The organism is uncultured Massilia sp., assembly GCF_913773735.1.
In the GTDB taxonomy this organism is placed as follows: Bacteria; Pseudomonadota; Gammaproteobacteria; order Burkholderiales; family Burkholderiaceae_D; genus Telluria.
This window is the reverse complement of record NZ_CAJYEB010000034.1, coordinates 1-16,233: the sequence shown is the minus strand read 5'-3', so window position 1 is coordinate 16,233 and position 16,233 is coordinate 1. Positions and strand designations below refer to the sequence as shown.

17 protein-coding genes, 1 tRNA gene and 1 pseudogene are annotated in these 16,233 nt (G+C 65.3%); 10 read left to right on the top strand and 9 right to left on the bottom strand.

Annotated features, from left to right (window positions below):
* Positions 1–34 precede the first annotated feature (34 nt).
* Positions 35–709 (top strand): DNA repair protein RadC, encoded by a 675-nt coding sequence (gene radC / locus QZ749_RS16495; RefSeq protein ID WP_296949029.1) that lies wholly within the window; start codon positions 35–37, stop codon positions 707–709.
* A gap of 16 nt (positions 710–725) precedes the next feature.
* On the opposite strand, the gene QZ749_RS16490 is transcribed toward radC, so the two are convergent.
* Both QZ749_RS16490 and QZ749_RS16485 read right to left on the bottom strand, forming a co-directional pair.
* Complete coding sequence (locus tag QZ749_RS16490) at positions 726–2,435, bottom strand: response regulator (RefSeq protein ID WP_296949027.1); 1,710 nt, start codon at positions 2,433–2,435, stop codon at positions 726–728.
* Positions 2,416–3,945 carry an ATPase domain-containing protein gene (locus QZ749_RS16485; RefSeq protein WP_296949025.1) on the bottom strand — a complete coding sequence of 510 codons (1,530 nt, stop codon included), beginning with the start codon at positions 3,943–3,945 and terminating at the stop codon, positions 2,416–2,418. Before QZ749_RS16485 ends, QZ749_RS16490 begins: the two co-directional genes overlap by 20 nt.
* A 340-nt stretch (positions 3,946–4,285) precedes the next feature.
* Here QZ749_RS16485 and rpmB point away from each other — a divergent pair, with 340 nt between their 5' ends.
* The gene (rpmB, locus tag QZ749_RS16480) at positions 4,286–4,522 is read left to right on the top strand and encodes a 50S ribosomal protein L28 (protein WP_025511730.1); all 237 of its coding nucleotides are present in this window, start codon (positions 4,286–4,288) and stop codon (positions 4,520–4,522) included.
* 13 nt (positions 4,523–4,535) lie between these two features.
* On the top strand, positions 4,536–4,703 hold the full coding sequence (rpmG, locus tag QZ749_RS16475; RefSeq protein WP_078034102.1) for a 50S ribosomal protein L33: 168 nt from the start codon (positions 4,536–4,538) through the stop codon (positions 4,701–4,703).
* A gap of 276 nt (positions 4,704–4,979) precedes the next feature.
* Here the strand turns inward: rpmG and QZ749_RS16470 are convergent, their stop codons facing one another.
* From QZ749_RS16470 to QZ749_RS16450, 5 genes are all read right to left on the bottom strand, one after another.
* A complete protein-coding gene (locus QZ749_RS16470) occupies positions 4,980–6,191 on the bottom strand; it encodes a fatty acid desaturase (RefSeq protein WP_296949018.1) in 1,212 nt (403 codons plus the stop codon).
* A 137-nt stretch (positions 6,192–6,328) separates the two neighbouring features.
* Positions 6,329–7,684: a mechanosensitive ion channel family protein gene (locus tag QZ749_RS16465; RefSeq protein WP_296949016.1), complete on the bottom strand. Its 1,356-nt coding sequence runs from the start codon at positions 7,682–7,684 to the stop codon at positions 6,329–6,331.
* A gap of 3 nt (positions 7,685–7,687) precedes the next feature.
* Positions 7,688–8,986, bottom strand: coding sequence for an RsmB/NOP family class I SAM-dependent RNA methyltransferase (locus QZ749_RS16460; protein ID WP_296949014.1), 1,299 nt, complete (start codon positions 8,984–8,986; stop codon positions 7,688–7,690).
* A 22-nt stretch (positions 8,987–9,008) separates the two neighbouring features.
* Positions 9,009–9,620, bottom strand: a complete 612-nt coding sequence (gene purN, locus QZ749_RS16455) for a phosphoribosylglycinamide formyltransferase (protein WP_296949013.1) — start codon at positions 9,618–9,620, stop codon at positions 9,009–9,011.
* Between the two features lie 84 nt (positions 9,621–9,704).
* Positions 9,705–10,154 carry a barstar family protein gene (locus QZ749_RS16450; protein ID WP_296949011.1) on the bottom strand — a complete coding sequence of 150 codons (450 nt, stop codon included), beginning with the start codon at positions 10,152–10,154 and terminating at the stop codon, positions 9,705–9,707.
* Between the two features lie 386 nt (positions 10,155–10,540).
* On the opposite strand from QZ749_RS16450, the gene QZ749_RS16445 reads away from it, so the two are divergent.
* The 4 genes from QZ749_RS16445 (at position 10,541) to QZ749_RS16430 (ending at position 13,932) form a co-directional block, all read left to right on the top strand.
* Positions 10,541–11,059 (top strand): glycine zipper 2TM domain-containing protein, encoded by a 519-nt coding sequence (locus QZ749_RS16445; RefSeq protein ID WP_296949010.1) that lies wholly within the window; start codon positions 10,541–10,543, stop codon positions 11,057–11,059.
* A 152-nt stretch (positions 11,060–11,211) separates the two neighbouring features.
* A complete protein-coding gene (locus QZ749_RS16440) occupies positions 11,212–12,000 on the top strand; it encodes a spermidine synthase (RefSeq protein WP_296949008.1) in 789 nt (262 codons plus the stop codon).
* A 10-nt stretch (positions 12,001–12,010) separates the two neighbouring features.
* Entirely contained in the window at positions 12,011–13,801 is a 1,791-nt protein-coding gene (locus tag QZ749_RS16435; protein ID WP_296949006.1) for a GspE/PulE family protein, read from the top strand.
* Between the two features lie 55 nt (positions 13,802–13,856).
* Positions 13,857–13,932, top strand: a tRNA-Lys gene (locus tag QZ749_RS16430).
* A 13-nt stretch (positions 13,933–13,945) separates the two neighbouring features.
* Here the strand turns inward: QZ749_RS16430 and QZ749_RS16425 are convergent.
* A complete protein-coding gene (locus tag QZ749_RS16425) occupies positions 13,946–14,578 on the bottom strand; it encodes a site-specific integrase (protein WP_296949004.1) in 633 nt (210 codons plus the stop codon).
* Positions 14,579–14,600: 22 nt separating this feature from the next.
* Here QZ749_RS16425 and QZ749_RS16420 point away from each other — a divergent pair.
* From QZ749_RS16420 to QZ749_RS16410, 3 genes and pseudogenes are all read left to right on the top strand, one after another.
* Positions 14,601–14,888 (top strand): annotated as a pseudogene (locus QZ749_RS16420) (IS5/IS1182 family transposase); the annotation flags it as partial.
* A 369-nt stretch (positions 14,889–15,257) separates the two neighbouring features.
* Positions 15,258–15,719, top strand: coding sequence for a hypothetical protein (locus QZ749_RS16415; protein ID WP_296949002.1), 462 nt, complete (start codon positions 15,258–15,260; stop codon positions 15,717–15,719).
* Complete coding sequence (locus QZ749_RS16410) at positions 15,716–16,129, top strand: contractile injection system protein, VgrG/Pvc8 family (RefSeq protein WP_307726668.1); 414 nt, start codon at positions 15,716–15,718, stop codon at positions 16,127–16,129. Before QZ749_RS16415 ends, QZ749_RS16410 begins: the two co-directional genes overlap by 4 nt.
* On the opposite strand, the gene QZ749_RS16405 is transcribed toward QZ749_RS16410, so the two are convergent.
* A partial coding sequence (locus tag QZ749_RS16405; RefSeq protein WP_296944544.1) for an IS3 family transposase occupies positions 16,126–16,233 on the bottom strand: 108 nt, incomplete at its 5' end. The two genes, QZ749_RS16410 and QZ749_RS16405, sit on opposite strands and share 4 nt — an antisense overlap.

The following is a 16,233-nucleotide window of genomic DNA, read 5'->3' as shown; positions in this document are numbered from 1 at the left end:
TAATCCACCCCACGCCGATTTCGAGGGGGAACGCATGGGCATCAACGACTGGACCGCAGGAGAACGGCCGCGCGAGCGCCTGGTGCGCGAAGGCGCGGCGGCATTGTCGAATCCGGAACTGCTGGCGCTGCTGCTGCGCGTGGGCGTGCGTGGGAAAAGCGCGGTGGAGCTGGGGCGCGACATCCTGCAGCACTTCGGCTCGCTGCACGGTCTGTTCGGCGCCACGCTGGACGACTGTGCCGAAGTCCACGGCCTGGGCATGGCGAAGTACGCGCAACTGCAGGCCGTCATGGAACTGGCGCGCCGCGCCATCGCCGAGCAGTTGCAGGCGGGCGAGGCGTTCGGCTCGCCGGACCTGGTCAAGCGCTACCTGCGCATGAAGCTCGGCGGGCAGCGCCACGAATCCTTCGTCGTGCTGTTCCTGGACGTCAAGAATCGCCTGATCGCCGACAAGGAAATGTTCCGGGGCACGCTGACGCACACGAGCGTGCATCCGCGCGAAATCGTCGTCGAGGCACTGGCACGCAATGCGGCGGGCGTGATCGTGGCGCACAACCACCCGTCCGGCCTGCCCGAGCCGAGCGAAGCCGACCTGCGCCTGACCTACGCGCTGACGCAGGCGCTGGGCCTGGTGGACGTGCGCCTGCTCGACCACATCGTCGTGGCCGGGGCGCTGGTGCACTCGTTCGCCGAGCACGGCCAGCTCTGACGGGGCGCGCCGGTCCTCAGCTGCTGCGCGCCAGCGCGCGCTCGACGCTGGATGCGAGGTCGGCCAGCTGGAAAGGCTTGCGCAGCAACATGTCCTTGCCGAGGATTTCCTCGATCGCGCGCATGTCGGCGTAGCCGGTGGCGATGATCATCGGCATGTCCGGGAAGACCATGCGGGCCTTGCGCATCAGTTCGGCGCCGGTCATGCCCGGCATCAGGTAATCGGTGATCATCAGGTCGGGCCGCTCGCGTTCCAGCGCGGTCAGGGCCGCGTGGCCGTCGGGCGCCTGCACCACGCGGTGGCCGAGCGCCTGCAGCGATTCGACGACGGCGTTGCGCACGATGTCGTCGTCTTCCACGACGAGGATGCGGGCGCCGGCGCGCGCGGGCGGCGCTGCGGCGCCGGCGGCGCCGGCGTCCGCGCCCCGCGCCGGCGCGCAGCGCAGCCAGACCTCGACCGTGGTGCCCGCGCCCGGCACGCTGGCGATGCGCGCGCCGCCGCCGGACTGCTGCGCCATGCCGTACACCTGGCTCAGCCCGAGGCCCGTGCCCTTGCCGACCGGCTTGGTGGTGAAGAAGGGTTCGAAGACCTTGGCCGCGACGTCGGCGCTCATGCCTTCGCCGCTGTCGCTGACGGCGATGCACACGTACTCGCCGGGCGGCAGCATCCCGGGCGGCGGCTCGCCGCGCCACGCGTGGAAGCGCAGCGCGCCGCCATCGGGCATGGCGTCGCGCGCATTGATCGCCAGGTTCAGCAGGGCCATCTCGATCTGGTTGCTGTCGACGAAGACGCTGCCGGCATCGCCGGCGATGTCGTAGCGCAGGGAGACCGAGGAGCCGACCGACGTCGCCACCAGGTCGCGGATGCCGTCGAACAGCGTCTCGACGGCGACCGGGCGCAGGTCGAGGCTCTGGTTGCGCGAGAACGCCAGCAGCTGGCCGGTGAGCTTGGCCCCGCGCTGGCAGGCGTTGCGCGCCACCTGCGCGCGCTTCTTCGCCGCCTCGTCCTGCGACGTCAGGAGGATCAGGTCCATATTGCCCTGCACGACGCTGAGCAGGTTGTTGAAGTCGTGGGCGATGCCGCCGGTCAGCCGCCCTACCGCTTCCATCTTCTGCAGCTGCGAGACGGTCTGCTGGACGCGCTCGCGCTCGATGATTTCGTTGGTCAGGCGGTCGTTGGCCTGGGCCAGCGCACGCGTGCGCTCCTCGATGCGCGCTTCCAGCGTCTCGTTCAGCTGGACCAGCTGCTGCTGGCTGTCGCGCAGGGTCTGCGCGGCGCGCTCGCGCTCGACCAGCATGTCGCGCGCCTGGTACTGGCGGCGGCGGTCGCGCAGGGCCGACGCGGCCGCGCTGCGCAGGGTCTGGACGTTGAGCGGGCGTTCCAGCAGGATGACGTTGCCCAGTTCGACGAGCCGCTCGCGCACGCCCGGCCCCTCGCGGGCGACCGGGCGCGACACCAGCAGCACCAGCGGGAAGTCCGACCACGGCGGCTGGCGCGCGAGGCGTTCGGCCAGCACGCCCAGGCCGCCCTCGTCGAGCGCTTCCTCGGCCACGATGGCGGCGCCGGCACCCGCGTCGATGCCCGCCAGCAGGGCGCCGACGTCGGGCACGACGACGCAGTCCAGGCGCTCGCGCCCGAGCACCTCGCCGATCACGCCGGCATCGCGTCCGCGCGGGGCGAGCACGAGCAGGCGCTGTCCGCTGGCGTCAGGCGTCGCCGCCCGCATGCGGCTCCCCGTGGACACTCATCATCGGCGTGCTGCCGCGGTAGGTGGGCAGGCCGGTCAGCACGCCCTCGAAACCTTCCAGCGGGGCGCCGATGCGCACCCCGCCGCTGCCCAGCAGCATCTCGTGGATCGTCGGCGCATGGGTGGTGGTCCGGCTCTTCATGACGGTCAGGGCGCGCCGCACCCGCGCATTCGACTCGAAGAAGCGCAGCAGCACCGTGGTATCGCTCAGGTAACTCAGGTCGACGTCGGTGCGCACCTCGCCCACCAGGCCGTGCTGGCCCAGCACCAGCATGGTTGTCACGCCGCGCAGGTTCAGGTAGGACAGCAGTTCGTGCATCTGCAGCGTCAGGTACTGCTCGCCCGGCATCGCCTGCATGTAGGCGTTCAGGCTGTCGATCACCATGAACTTGACGCCGCGCTGCTCGACGGCGTCGCGCAGCATCTGGGTGAATTCGCCGGGCGCCAGCTCGGCCGGGTCGATGTGGTGGACGAACAGCTGGCCGTTGTCGACCCAGGGTTGCAGGTCCATGCCGAAGCTCGCGTTGCGGGAATAGAAGGTGCCCGTGCCTTCGTCGAACAGGTAGAACGAGGCCTTCTCGCCGCGCTCCAGCGCGCTCAGCATGCAACGCACCGACAGCGTGGTCTTGCCGATGCCGGACGGGCCGACGATCAGCGTGTTGGTGCCGGCCACCAGGCCGCCGCCGAGCAGCGCGTCGAAGCCGGGCGAACCGCTCGGGTGCACGCGCGGCACGAATGCCTGCTGGTGGTCCGATGCGACCAGGCGCGGGAAGATGCGCAGGCCGCCCTTCTCCAGCGTGTAGTCGTGGTAGCCGCCACGAAACGCGATGCCGCGCATCTTGAGGACGTTCACGCGGCGGCGCTCCTTGCCGAACTCCTTGGCGATCTGCTCCAGGCTGACGACGCCGTGGGCGATGCTGTGCAGGTGCTGGTCGGACTCGCTCGTCTTGTCGTCGAGCAGGATCACGGTACAGGCGCGCGCGGTGAAGAACTGCTTCAGGGCCAGGATCTGGCGCCGGTAGCGCAGCGGGTTCTGGGCCAGCAGGCGCATCTCCGACAGGCTGTCGAACACGACGCGCGCCGGTTGCAGGAGATCGACCTGTTCCATCACGTCCTGCGTCGTCTCGCCCAGTTCCACTTCGGACGGGTGGAACACCGACTGCTGGGCGTCCGGGTCGAGCGCGGTGTCGCCGGCCAGTTCGTAGACGTCGATGCCGTCCATGGTCCAGCCATGGCTTTCCGCGACCGCGTCGAGTTCGTCCGCCGTCTCGGACAGCGTGATGTACAGGCCGCGCTCGCCGAGGGCGACGCCGGCGCGCAGGAATTGCAGGCCGAGCGTGGTCTTGCCGGTGCCCGGCGCCCCCTCGACGAGGTAGACGCGCTGCGCCGTCAGGCCGCCATTGAGGATGGCGTCGAGTCCGTCGACACCGGTGGAAATGCGGAAAGTGGGGGCGCGCCCCTGGCGGCGCGACTTGGAAGCGTGGTTCATGGAGCGAAGGACGTTGGTGGAAGATGCCGAGACGCTGTCCGCGTGCTGCACGACGATGCGACAACGCTCCAGTGGGTGGCCGGCGACGATGCGATTGCCTGGCAGGCCACGCTGCATTATAGAGCGGTTTGCAGGCGAGGGCGTCGTGCACTTGTGCAACCAGCGAAAATAACGGTGTGAAAACAGGGGTTTACGCTATGGCGCTTGCCCGATTTTACGATTGTTAAATTCATTCGATTTATTGAGAAACAATTTTTTTCCGCAAGTTGTTGATTACGCTGCTGTTTTCACGCTATACTCTCGTTTTTCCCATTGTGGAAGTTTACTCAAGGAGTGCGCTATGGCACGTGTTTGCCAAGTTACTGGCAAGGGCCCGATGGTTGGCAACAACGTCTCCCACGCCAACAACAAAACCAAGCGTCGTTTTCTGCCGAACCTGCAGAACCGCCGCATCTTCGTAGAATCGGAAAACCGCTGGGTCTCCCTGCGTATTTCGAATGCCGGCCTGCGCGTCATCGACAAGCTGGGCATTGACGCTGTGCTGGCCGACATGCGCGCCCGCGGCGAAAAAATCTAAATAGGGAGTCATCATGGCAAAAACTGGCCGCGACAAGATCAAACTGGAATCGACCGCAGGTACCGGTCACTTCTACACCACGACCAAGAACAAGCGCACCATGCCGGCGAAGATGGAAATCACCAAATTCGACCCGAAAGCACGCAAGCACGTTCTGTACAAAGAAACCAAGATCAAGTAATCCTGGTTCTCGCGTCGAAAAAGGCCGCCGGTTTGGCGGCTTTTTTTATGGCGCGACGACGTTTGCGAGGACAAAACAAGGCGCTGTTCGCGTTCATCGCGACGGCTCGGGCTGGCAGCGGGTGCTGGACGACCAGCGGGCGACGACACCGGCACTGCTGCTGCGGGCAGCGGTCCAGGTCGGCAAGCAGCTGGACAGGAAACCCGATTAACGCGAACAGCGCCCCAAAAAAACGGCTCCCCGCGGGAGCCGTTTCACATTGCCGGTCAGTTCAGGTCACGCATAGCTGCGCAGGCGCATCGAGAATTCCTGCAGCGACTTGATGCCGGACGCCTCGGCGCGTGCGCACCAGTCCTGCAGCTGATGCAGCAGCTGGTCGCGGGTCGAGTGCGACCGCTCCCAGATCGCGCCCAGTTCCACGCGCATCTGGTGCATGGTTTCCAGCGCCTTGCTGTGCTGGAACAGCTCGACCAGCTGTGCCTGCTGCGCCGCCGGCAGCTTGGCCGGCTCGCGCTGCATCGACTTGCGCGCGCTCTTCAGGAAGCGCGATTCCAGCTCGGCCTTGTGCTTCAGGTGCGCGACTTCCTCGCGGAAGGCGGCCTTGACCGACTTGGCGTACTTCGCCATCACGTCGTAGCGGTTGGCGATCACGGCCTGCAGCGTGTCGAAGTCGGCCTGCTGCTTGTCCTTGGCCAGGCGCGGCTTCGGGATGGTCTTCTTGACCTTGGCCAGGCCGACCAGTTCCATCGTGCGGATGTAGGCGTAGCCGATGTCGAACTCGTACCACTTGCTCGACAGCTTGGCCGAGGTCGCGAACGTGTGGTGGTTGTTGTGCAGTTCCTCGCCGCCGATCAGGATGCCCCACGGCAGCACGTTGGTGGCCGCATCGTTGCAGTCGTAGTTGCGGTAGCCCCAGTAGTGGCCGATGCCGTTGATGATGCCGGCCGCGGTGATCGGGATCCACAGCATCTGCACGGCCCAGATCGTGATGCCGGCCACGCCGAACAGCATGAACGTCAGCGGCAGCAGCAGCGACACGCCCAGCCAGCTGTAGCGGGTGTACAGCTTGCGCTCGATCCAGTCGTCCGGGCAGCCGTGGCCGTACTTGTCCAGGGTTTCCCGGTTCTTCGTCTCGGCGCGGTACAGTTCGGCACCCTCGAGCAACACCTTCTTGATACCGTGCGTGACCGGGCTGTGCGGGTCGTCGACGGTCTCGCACTTGGCGTGGTGCTTGCGGTGCACGGCGGCCCATTCCTTGGTCACCTGGCCCGTGGTCAGCCACAGCCAGAAACGGAAGAAATGGCTCACGATCGGATGCAGCTCCAGCGCGCGGTGGGCCTGGTGGCGGTGCAGGTAGATGGTGACGGCCGCGATCGTGATGTGCGTGACGACCAGCGTGTACACGACCATCTGCCAGACCGACAGGTCGAACAGGCCGCCATCCATGAAGGACAGCACGGCGTGCAGGATGTTGCTGAGGAAGTTCATTGATGCTCCACTATGGATGGCTTTGAGGCAGGTCATTCTTTCTTTGGAACGATCTCTGCAAAAAGAATGTCATGTGAATCGCATGACGCATACGCATTTTACGCGTAACTACTGATACGTGGCACGCTTCCGGCCAATCATGGCGCCGGCGGCGGCACTTCGCCCGCCGGTTGCGTGATCCGCGCCACAACCGAGGCGATGTGGTTGTCGAGCAGGCGCGTGTCCACCGACGGATAGCCCAGGCGGATCTGGCCGCTGCTGACCAGCGCATAGATCTTCTTGTTGATCTCGGAGGCGACGCCGCCCTGCCCGTTCTCCGGATCGGCGATCCAGAAGCCGAGGTCGAGCTCGTAACCGTCCGGGCCGAAGCGCGACAGCGAACAGCCCGGCGCCGGCTCTTCCAGCACGCGCGGGGTGCCGACGGCCTGCGCGACCAGCAGGGGCATCACCACGTCCAGGTCGGAGCCGTAGGCCACCGTGAGCTTGGTGCCGGCGCGCACGCGGCGGTGGCTCAGCGACTGGTTCTGCACGGCGCCCGAGATCAGCATCTCGTTCGGCACCACGGTCTCGACGCCGTCCAGGCCCTGCAGCACCGTGTAGCGGGTATTGATCTGGGTGACCTTGCCGGTGAAGTTCGTCACCGAGATCATGTCGCCGATCGACAGGCTGCGTTCCAGCAGGATGATGAAGCCGGACACGTAGTTGCTGGCGATGCGCTGCATGCCCAGGCCCAGGCCGACGCCGAGCGCGCCGCCGAACACGGACAGTACGGTGAGGTCGATGCCCACCAGGTTCAGGCTGAGCAGCACCGCGCCGACGATCAGCACGGCCCGGCTGACGCGCGCCAGCGCCGCGCGCAGCGAACTGTGCAGCGTGGTCAGGCCCATCAGGCGCTCTTCCAGCGCCGTGCCGGCCCACAGCGCCAGCATCAGCAGCACGACGACCGAGACGATGGCCTGCAGGATGTCGGCCAGCGACACCCGGCTGCTCTTCTTGGGACCGTACTGCAGCTGGTAGCTGTCGAGGAAATGGAAGATGTCCGGCCACATGCCGGCGATGTACAGCGCCACCGCCACCCACACGACCAGCACGAAGATCTTCTCGAAGGTGACGAAGGTCTCGCCCAGCTGCCCGCGCCGCGCGAACACGCGCCGCAGCAGGTAGAACACCAGGCGGATCACGGCGAGCGAACAGAAGATCGGGATCGCCACCTTGACGATGTTGGTATGGAAGCGATACTTGTCCAGCAAGAACTCGCCGAGTCCCAGGAAGCCCACCACCAGCAGCGGCGAGACGACCCGGGTGAAGCTGTCCACGCCCGTGTGCGCCACGCTGTCGGCGTCGCCGCGGCGGCGGTGCCACCACACCTGCACCAGGCGCGTGACCAGCCAGCCGAGCAGGATGCTGGCGACGATGGTCCCGGCCTGCCAGGGCATGCCCGGGCGGCCCAGGTCGTCCAGCAGGTCGTCGATCAGGCTGCTCAGCGAATCCATGCCTTACTGCGCGTCGTCGGCGTCTGCGGTGTCTTCGACGGCCGGCTTGGCAGGCGTGGCCTTGCGCTCGAGCACGGCGGCGAAGAATCCGTCGGTGCCGTGCTTGTGCGGCAGCATCTTGAGATAGTCGCCCATCTCCAGCTCGATGCGCTGTTCCGCCAGGGCCTGGTGCATCGGCACCAGTTCGAAGTCCGGGTGCGCGGCCAGGAAGCCCTGCACGATGGCGTCGTTCTCTTCGTCCAGCAGGCTGCAGGTCGCATACACCAGGCGGCCGCCGAACTTCACGAGGCGCGCGGCGCCGTCCAGGATCGCGGCCTGCTTGGCGGTCAGCTCGGCCACGCCTTCCGGCTGCTGGCGCCACTTGACGTCCGGGTTGCGGCGCAGCGTGCCCATGCCCGAGCACGGCGCGTCGACCAGCACGCGGTCGATCTTGCCGGCCAGGCGCTTGACCTTGGCGTCGCGCTCGTGCGCGATCACGACCGGATGCACGTTCGACAGGCCGCTGCGCGCCATGCGCGGCTTGAGCTTGGCCAGGCGCTTTTCCGACACGTCGAAGGCGTACAGGCGGCCGGTATTGCGCATGATCGCGCCGATGGCCAGCGTCTTGCCGCCGGCGCCGGCGCAGAAGTCGACCACCATCTCGCCGCGGCGCGCGCCGAGCAGCTGGGCCAGCACCTGGCTGCCCTCGTCCTGCACCTCGATCGCGCCTTCCTTGAACAGCGGCAGGTTCTGCAGCGCCGGCTTCTTCCAGACGCGCAGGCCCAGCGGCGCGTACGGGGTCGGTTCGGCCTTGATCGGGGCGCTCGCCAGTTCGGCGATCACCTTCTCGCGGTCGGCCTTGAGCGAATTGACGCGCAGGTCGAGCGGGGCCGGCGTGTTCAGCACCGCGGCCAGCTGCTGGGTTTCCGCTTCGCCGTACTGGGCGACGAATTTCTCGTACAGCCAGTCCGGCAGGTTGGCGCGCTGCTTCGCCGGCAGCAGGCTGCGGTCGATCTCCTGGATGCGCGCCAGGAAGGCGGTTTCGTCTTCCGACAGGCCGCCCAGGGATTCGGCGCCGACCGCGTCGGCCATGCCCATCAGGACCAGGCGGCGCATGGTCGCGCCGCCGGCGAAGTCGGTGTAGAAGGTCTTGTTGCGCAGCACGGCATAGACGCATTCGGCGATGGCGCCGCGCTCGCGGCCGCCCAGGCGGGGATGGTCCTTGAAGTAGCGCGACAGGGTGACGTCGGCAGGCGCGGTGAAGCGCAGGATCTCGCGCAATACCTCTTCCGCATTGCCGAGAATCGCGGGTGGCAATCTCATGGTGTTCCTTGAATTGTTCGAATCAGTCGGCCGCGGCGATGTGGACGATGGCGTCGTCGACGCGCAGGCGGCCTTCGACGAACAAGCGTACCGCCTGCGGATAAATCACGTGTTCCTTTTCCAGCAGGCGCTGCGCCAGGCGCTCTTCGGTATCGCCGGGCAGGACGTCGATGCGCGCCTGCAGCACGGTCGGACCGTGGTCCAGCTGGGCGGTCACGAAATGCACGGTGGCGCCGTGTTCGGTCACGCCCGCGTCCAGCGCCTGCCGGTGCGTGTGCAGTCCGGGGAACAGCGGCAGCAGCGACGGGTGGATGTTCAGCATGCGGCCGGCGTAGTGCTCGACGAACGGCGCCGTCAGGATGCGCATGAAGCCGGCCAGCACCACCAGGTCGGGCCGGAAGCCGTCGATGGTCTCGCGCAGGGCGGCATCGAAGGCCTCGCGGCTGGCGAATTCCTTGTTCGGGACGACGGCGGTCGGAATGCCGCGCGCCTGCGCGAACGCCAGCCCTGCGGCGTCGGGCTTATTGCTGATCACCGCGGCGATGCGGGCCGGCCAGCGCTCGTTCTCGAGCGCGCGCACGATGGCCTCCATGTTGCTGCCGCGGCCAGAAATAAGGATCACGATATTTTTCATAATCGCGTATTGTAACCCGAGCCGGCAGATGGGCCAAAGGAAAGGCCGCGGCCCGCAACGCCCGCAGGCGGGGGAAAACGGGCCTTATTCGAACGGCCGGGCGCCCACCCACCCCACCGATTGGGGCGATTGCGGTTCCTCGAACGAATAGAACACGCGGAACGGCACCTTTTTCTCCGCCCAGAATTCGGCGGCGTCGCGGAAGACGTCGAGCAGCGTCTCGCGCGCTTCCTTGTCGAATTTCTGCGTGTTCGGCAATTGGTCGAGCACGGCAAGAAAACCCGGCTGGGGGCCGGCATCGGCGATGACGTTGGTCAGGCAGTTGCGCAGCGCGTCGAAATTCTTGCTGCAGGGCTTGGGGAAATAGAATTGCTCGCCGATGCGGGCGCAGACCTGCTGCTTGGTCAGCGCATTCGAGCACATGGCATAGAGGAAGTGATGGCCCAGGCGCAACGCCTCCCTCTGCAGCTCCGTAGGACGGTAAGCGCGGATCGACTGCACAAGATTCGGCGGAACTCTCATCAACAAACTCATTATTTCCTCAATACCCAGTCTGGTTCTGCTTGCGCCAGCGCGTGGTATTGTGGAAGCGGGGGCTCGTTCGCTTTCTCCTGGTCTCGTTTCCACGCGCCAATAAAACCCTAAGTCTCCTAAGGGTAACGTTTTGTGGTATGCGAATCAACCCGAATATGGCCGAGCAGGACATATTTGTAAAAAAAGCCGGATTTTCCGTGCCAACCATGACCGATTCCCCACGTTTTTCTTCACTCTACGGAAGCTGTCCGCACGTGCATACCAGCTGTTACATTTTGTTGCCACGCGGATTGTTTCGAAGGGCGGGAAGGCGCTACCATTCAATCATGGCGAAACGCCTTCGACCAATACCGTCAACGACCCAACGCACAGAACGAGGTATGACAATGAAACTCCAAGCCCAACTGATTCTTTCCGCCCTGGGCGTCTGCGCCCTGCCGCTGGCCCAGGCCCAGGCTGGCGCTTTCGAAGACTTCGGCCAGGTCGTGCGCGTGCAGCCGCGCGTCGAGCAGATCCGCTCGCCGCGCCAGGAATGCCGCACCGACTACGTGCAGGTCCCGGTGCAGCAGCAGCGCAGCCAGGCGGGCACCGTGATCGGCGGCATCGCCGGCGCCCTGCTGGGCAGCCAGGTCGGCAGCGGTAACGGCAAGGTCGCCGCGGCCGCCGCGGGCGCCATCGCCGGCGGCATGGTCGGCGACCGCGTCGACAACGACGGCCGCCCGATCGGCAACTCCGTGCAGGAACAGGCCGTGCAGCGCTGCCGCACCGTCGACGCCGTCGAGACCCGCACCAACGGCTACGACGTGACCTACGACTACCGCGGCCACACCTACACCACGGTGATGAACCGCGACCCGGGCAACCGCGTGCGCCTGCGCGTGACCGTCGAGCCGGAACAGTACTGATCCATCCAGCGCTTCCCCGGCGCGGGTCCCTCCCCCTCGACCCGCGCCACCCTCCCGCCGCGCTTGCGCGGCGGGAGCCTTCCCGCACGCTGTGGCGCTTGCGCCGCGCAACCCCTTCCTAAGATAATAGGACGTTCCCTTCAGGTCGTCCCATGCTCATCAAACGCAAATCCATCGAACAGGCCGAATCCTCGCGCCGTCCCGCGCGCAAGCCGAAATTCGCTCCCGTCACCCTGTCCGAACAGGATGGCGTGCGCTACCTCCACTTCGGCACCGAATGGGTCCAGGGCGCCATGCGCATCCGCAAGCCCGACTGGCCCGAGCTCGAATACGCCCAGCAGATGATGGCCTGGATGCTGTTCGTCGACCAGCCGCAGGCGATCGCGCAGCTGGGCCTGGGCGCCGCCACGCTGACCAAGGCGACCTACCGCCTGTTCCCGCAGGCGCGCGTGACCGCCGTCGAGCTGAACGCGTCGGTGATCGCGATCTGCCGCACGATGTTCAAGCTGCCGGACGACGACGCGCGCCTGCAGGTGCTGGAAATGGACGCGCTCGACTTCGTGTTCGACGATGCCAACCACGGCGCTTTCGACGTGCTGCAGTGCGACCTGTACGACGCCACCGCGCGCGGCCCCGTGCTCGACACGCCCGAGTTCTACCAGGCCTGCAACGCCTGCCTGGCGGACGGCGGCGTCATGACCGTCAACCTGTTCGGCGACCATCCGAGCTTCGCCAAGAACATCAAGGCGATGCGCTTCGCCTTCGACCACGTGATCTGCCTGCCCGAAGTCCACGACGGCAACGTGGTCGCGCTGTGCTTCCGCACGATGCCCGACCTCGACCCCGCGCGCCTGGCCGCACGCGCCGCGCAGATCGTGGCCGCCACCAAGCTGCCGGCCAGGTCCTGGGTGAACGGCATCCAGGCCGCCGCCACCTCCTGACGGCGCGCCCATGCAGCCCACGGCCAAGCCAGCCTTGAAAACGCTCGACCTGCAGACGATCTTTTCCTGGCTGCTGGCCGACGGCATCGTCGAGAAATCGACGGTCAAGCCGCACTTCGCCCAGGCCCAGGGCATCCTGAAGAGCGCCGCCGGCTCGATGCACCCGTTGACGGCCGTCGCCCAGTGCAAGATCGTGTCGGCGCAGGAACCGCACCGCCTGCTCACGCTCGACGCGCTGAGCGAATGGTGCGCGGCCAAGGTCGGCCTGCCGTACCTGCGCATCGACCCGCTCAGGATCGACTTCACGAAAGTGGCCGACGTGATGTCGGCCGGCTACGCGGCGCGCTTCAACATCCTGCCGGTGGAACTCAAGCCGGGCGCGCTGGTGGTGGCGACGAGCGACCCGTTCCGCACCGAGTGGCAGGACGAGATCGCGCGCCTCTCGCGCCGCCGCATCGACCTGGTGATCGCCAACCCGCTCGACATCGCCCAGTACATCACGCAGTTCTTCAGCCTGGCCAAGTCGATCCGCGACGCCAACAAGGCCGGCGGCCAGGACCTCGCGCTGCGCAACAACTTCGAGCAGCTGGTCGAACTGGGCAAGGCCAACCGCCAGGTCGACGCCAACGACCAGCACATCGTCAACATCGTCGACTGGCTGTGGGGCTACGCCTTCGAGCAGCGCGCCTCCGACATCCACCTGGAACCGAAGCGCGAGTCGGGCGTCATCCGCTTCCGCATCGACGGCGTGCTGCACCAGGTGTACCAGGTGCCGGCCGTCGTCATGCTGGCGATGACGGCGCGCATCAAGCTGCTGGGGCGGATGGACGTGATCGAGAAGCGCCGCCCGCAGGACGGCCGCATCAAGACCCGCACGCACGCGGGCCAGGAAGTGGAACTGCGCCTGTCGACCATGCCGACGGCCTTCGGCGAGAAGCTGGTGATGCGCATCTTCGACCCGGAAGTGGTGGTCAAGACGCTGCCGGAACTGGGTTTCCCGCCCACGGACGCGGCGCGCTGGGACGCGCTCGTGCGGCGCCCGCACGGCATCATCCTCGTCACCGGCCCGACCGGCTCGGGCAAGACGACCACGCTGTACACGACGCTCAAGGCGCTGGCGACCAGCGAAGTGAACGTGTGCACGGTGGAAGACCCGATCGAGATGGTGGAGGCGGCGTTCAACCAGATGCAGGTGCAGCCGGGCATCGACCTGTCGTTCGCCGACGGCGTGCGCGCGCTGATGCGCCAGGACCCGGACATCATCATGGTCGGCGAGATCCGCGACCTGGAGACGGCGGAAATGGCGATCCAGGCCGCGCTGACCGGCCACCTGGTGCTGTCGACGCTGCACACCAACGACGCGCCGTCGGCCGTGATGCGCCTGCTGGAACTGGGCGTGCCCTACTACCTGCTGGAAGCGACGCTGATCGGCATCATGGCCCAGCGCCTGGTACGCACGCTGTGCCCGCACTGCAAGGCGCCGGACGGCGACCTGCCCGACGACCTCTGGCACAACCTGGGCGGCGCCCGGGACCTCCCGAAGCCGGCCACCGTCTACCGTCCGATCGGCTGCCCGGAATGCCGCCAGACGGGCTTTCGCGGCCGCACCGGCCTGTACGAGCTGGCGACCGTCGGCGAGGAGTTCGCGCGCCTGATCCAGGAAGACACCGACCTGGCCGCGCTGCGCCGCCAGAGCGTGGCCGACGGCATGACGCCACTGCGCATCGCCGGCGCCCGCAAGATCCAGGAAGGGCTGACGACGGCCGAGGAAGTGCTGAAAGTCACCGCTGCCCTGAATTAATTTGCGTTAGCTCTGGCATAAATCAAAACGACCCGCTATAATGCGTGCCTTCTTCGGGTCGTTAGCTCAGTTGGTAGAGCAGCGGACTTTTAATCCGTTGGTCGCTGGTTCGAGCCCAGCACGGCCTACCACGAATTTGCAGTATCAAATCAAGGCGTTGCGAGTGATCGTGACGCCTTTTTTTGTTTCTGCGACAGTCCGCTCTTCTACATGCTGTGCCGTACTTGCGACGCGCAGCAGTCCGTCTCCTACCGCCGGGTGACGCGCCATGGATGCCGGCGCCAAGTGTGCGTACCGCCGCACCATTGCGGCTGACTTCCAGTCACTCATTTCCTGCAGGTCATACAACGGCGTGCCATTCTGGATCAGCCAACTGGCCCGAGTGTGGCGCAGGTCGTGCCAGCGGAAGTCCGCGATGCCGGCCCGCTTCAGCGCATTGCGCCAGGCCTTCGTGTTCACGTACCTGATCGGCTTGCCTTCGTACGTGAAGACACGCTCTGCGTGCTTGCCACGCTGGCGCTCCAGCACCTCCACCGCCAGATTGCACAGCGAGACGTGGATGTCCTCACCGCCCTTTGCCTCATCGGCTGCGATCCAGGCTGTACGACGCTCAAGATCCACCTGCGACCATCGCAGACGGACCACATTGCCCTGCCTTAGCCCGGTCGCCAGCGCAAACAACACGATGTCTCGCTGGTGCTCAGGCAGCGCCTCCAACAGCGCCTTGGCTCGCTTCGGCGTGATCCACCGAACACGGCGCTTTGGTTCCGGGTACATCTTCACTTCCGGGATTCGGTCGATCCACTCCCGCAGGAACGCCAAGCCATGGATGGAACGGCACCCCGGCCTTGATGTCCGCAATGTCATTCTGGATGCCACGCGCCGACTTGGCCGGAAGATCTGGAAGAAGTGGTGCGGCTATCATCGGCGCAGCCTCGTGGAAACCAAAATGCGTTGCTTCAAGCTGCTCGGTGAACGTGTCATGGCACGTGACTTCGCTCGTCAGGTCGCCGAGTTGCAAGTGCGTGCTGCCATCCTCAATCGCTTCACGCGCTTGGGAACGCCCACGACGGTGGCCATACCGTAAATCCGTTTGGGGTTTGGGGTATTACGCGTTCAGCCCATTTGTGCAACAAAGCCCATCAACACACTCAATTATCAAGTACCCGGTGATCCATGGTGCCTACATGATCACTTGCAAGTTGCTTCTGCTCAAGTTCCACCTGTGCATGCCCTTGAATAATTACGAGGTTCTCATCGCAGCAGGTAGCAGCTTTCTCAACTGAACATGGTCACTATGGCAGACACGACGTTTCACGGCCCTGGCGTAGCACTTGTGCCTCGATCCAGTGTCCCCGCTACCGAGTACGCTGAATACAAGGCGATACAAGACAAGTTCAAACGAGAGGCGCTAGGACAGCTCGAACCGGCCATACGGGCGAGCATGGTGACGACCTTGGACGATCTTCCCTATCCGGTCAAGTTGAAAGTGTTCCTGTACCTCGGCCTGAAGGACGCGCGGAAAGAGGTGAGTTCAGAATACAGCGATGCGCTCAAGCGGTTGACGGTGGTAGGCACAAAAAAGCAAGCCAAGGTGCAGCGCCGCCTGGAGTCTCTGTATGACCGTGTCACGGTTGGCCCTGCAAGCGCGCGTGCGATGCCAGCAGCTCCCGGCACTGCCGGCATCAGGGCAGCGCACTGGCAGCGCGGCCATTTTCGCGCGCAGCCATGCGGCCCGGCGCGAAGCTCACGCAAGCTGATCTTCGCCGCACCGATCCTCATTCATGCCGAACGACTGGGCGGCCAAGCCCCTCCACCGAAAGCATACGAACTCACGACAGACCGCGCCAGACCGTCACGTGCGGCGGGCGGCCAGCAGCAAACAAAGCAGCGTATTCAACCTTGGGAACGCGCATGACCAATCTTCGCCGCTCCATTCATGATCTCGTTTACGGCAGACAGTACGACCGTATCCTGCGTCTGTCATTTCCTGACGATGACGCTCCGACTGCCCAATTCGTGGTAAACAAGATCGATGCAACTGAAAGCTTGTCCAAGGATTTCGAATTCACTGTCGAGTTGCTGTCCGACGAAGCCAGCGTTCCTCTCAAGGAGATGCAAGGCAAGCTGCTTAATATCGAACTGGTGCGCAAGGATGGAAGCCTGCGCTATTTTTCCGGCTATGTGTTCAGCTTCCGCCGCCGTCACTCCGATGGCGGCATCACCTTTTACGAAGCCAAACTCGGCCCCTGGCTGAAGTTCCTCAGTCTACGCAAGGACAACCACCTATTCCATAACAAGACCTTTGAATCGCCACGAGTTTTCTAGACACTCGACAGCCGCTGAAAATACTGCTTCTCATACTCGACCGGCGACAGGTCATTGCTGAAGCTGTGCCGCCGCTTTGGATTGTAGAACATCTCGATATAGTC

What these genes read in the sequence shown, in the direction of transcription:
- QZ749_RS16465 (WP_296949016.1), bottom strand. Translation starts at nt 7,684, where the DNA reads ATGGATTCGCTGAGCAGCCTGATCGACGACCTGCTGGACGACCTGGGC.
- QZ749_RS16460 (WP_296949014.1), bottom strand. Translation starts at nt 8,986, where the DNA reads ATGAGATTGCCACCCGCGATTCTCGGCAATGCGGAAGAGGTATTGCGC.
- QZ749_RS16485 (WP_296949025.1), bottom strand. Translation starts at nt 3,945, where the DNA reads ATGAACCACGCTTCCAAGTCGCGCCGCCAGGGGCGCGCCCCCACTTTC.
- QZ749_RS16410 (WP_307726668.1), top strand. Translation starts at nt 15,716, where the DNA reads ATGACCAATCTTCGCCGCTCCATTCATGATCTCGTTTACGGCAGACAG.
- radC (WP_296949029.1), top strand. Translation starts at nt 35, where the DNA reads ATGGGCATCAACGACTGGACCGCAGGAGAACGGCCGCGCGAGCGCCTG.
- QZ749_RS16490 (WP_296949027.1), bottom strand. Translation starts at nt 2,435, where the DNA reads ATGCGGGCGGCGACGCCTGACGCCAGCGGACAGCGCCTGCTCGTGCTC.
- QZ749_RS16435 (WP_296949006.1), top strand. Translation starts at nt 12,011, where the DNA reads ATGCAGCCCACGGCCAAGCCAGCCTTGAAAACGCTCGACCTGCAGACG.
- rpmG (WP_078034102.1), top strand. Translation starts at nt 4,536, where the DNA reads ATGGCAAAAACTGGCCGCGACAAGATCAAACTGGAATCGACCGCAGGT.
- QZ749_RS16470 (WP_296949018.1), bottom strand. Translation starts at nt 6,191, where the DNA reads ATGAACTTCCTCAGCAACATCCTGCACGCCGTGCTGTCCTTCATGGAT.
- QZ749_RS16440 (WP_296949008.1), top strand. Translation starts at nt 11,212, where the DNA reads ATGCTCATCAAACGCAAATCCATCGAACAGGCCGAATCCTCGCGCCGT.
- QZ749_RS16450 (WP_296949011.1), bottom strand. Translation starts at nt 10,154, where the DNA reads ATGAGTTTGTTGATGAGAGTTCCGCCGAATCTTGTGCAGTCGATCCGC.
- QZ749_RS16445 (WP_296949010.1), top strand. Translation starts at nt 10,541, where the DNA reads ATGAAACTCCAAGCCCAACTGATTCTTTCCGCCCTGGGCGTCTGCGCC.
- QZ749_RS16425 (WP_296949004.1), bottom strand. Translation starts at nt 14,578, where the DNA reads ATGTACCCGGAACCAAAGCGCCGTGTTCGGTGGATCACGCCGAAGCGA.
- rpmB (WP_025511730.1), top strand. Translation starts at nt 4,286, where the DNA reads ATGGCACGTGTTTGCCAAGTTACTGGCAAGGGCCCGATGGTTGGCAAC.
- purN (WP_296949013.1), bottom strand. Translation starts at nt 9,620, where the DNA reads ATGAAAAATATCGTGATCCTTATTTCTGGCCGCGGCAGCAACATGGAG.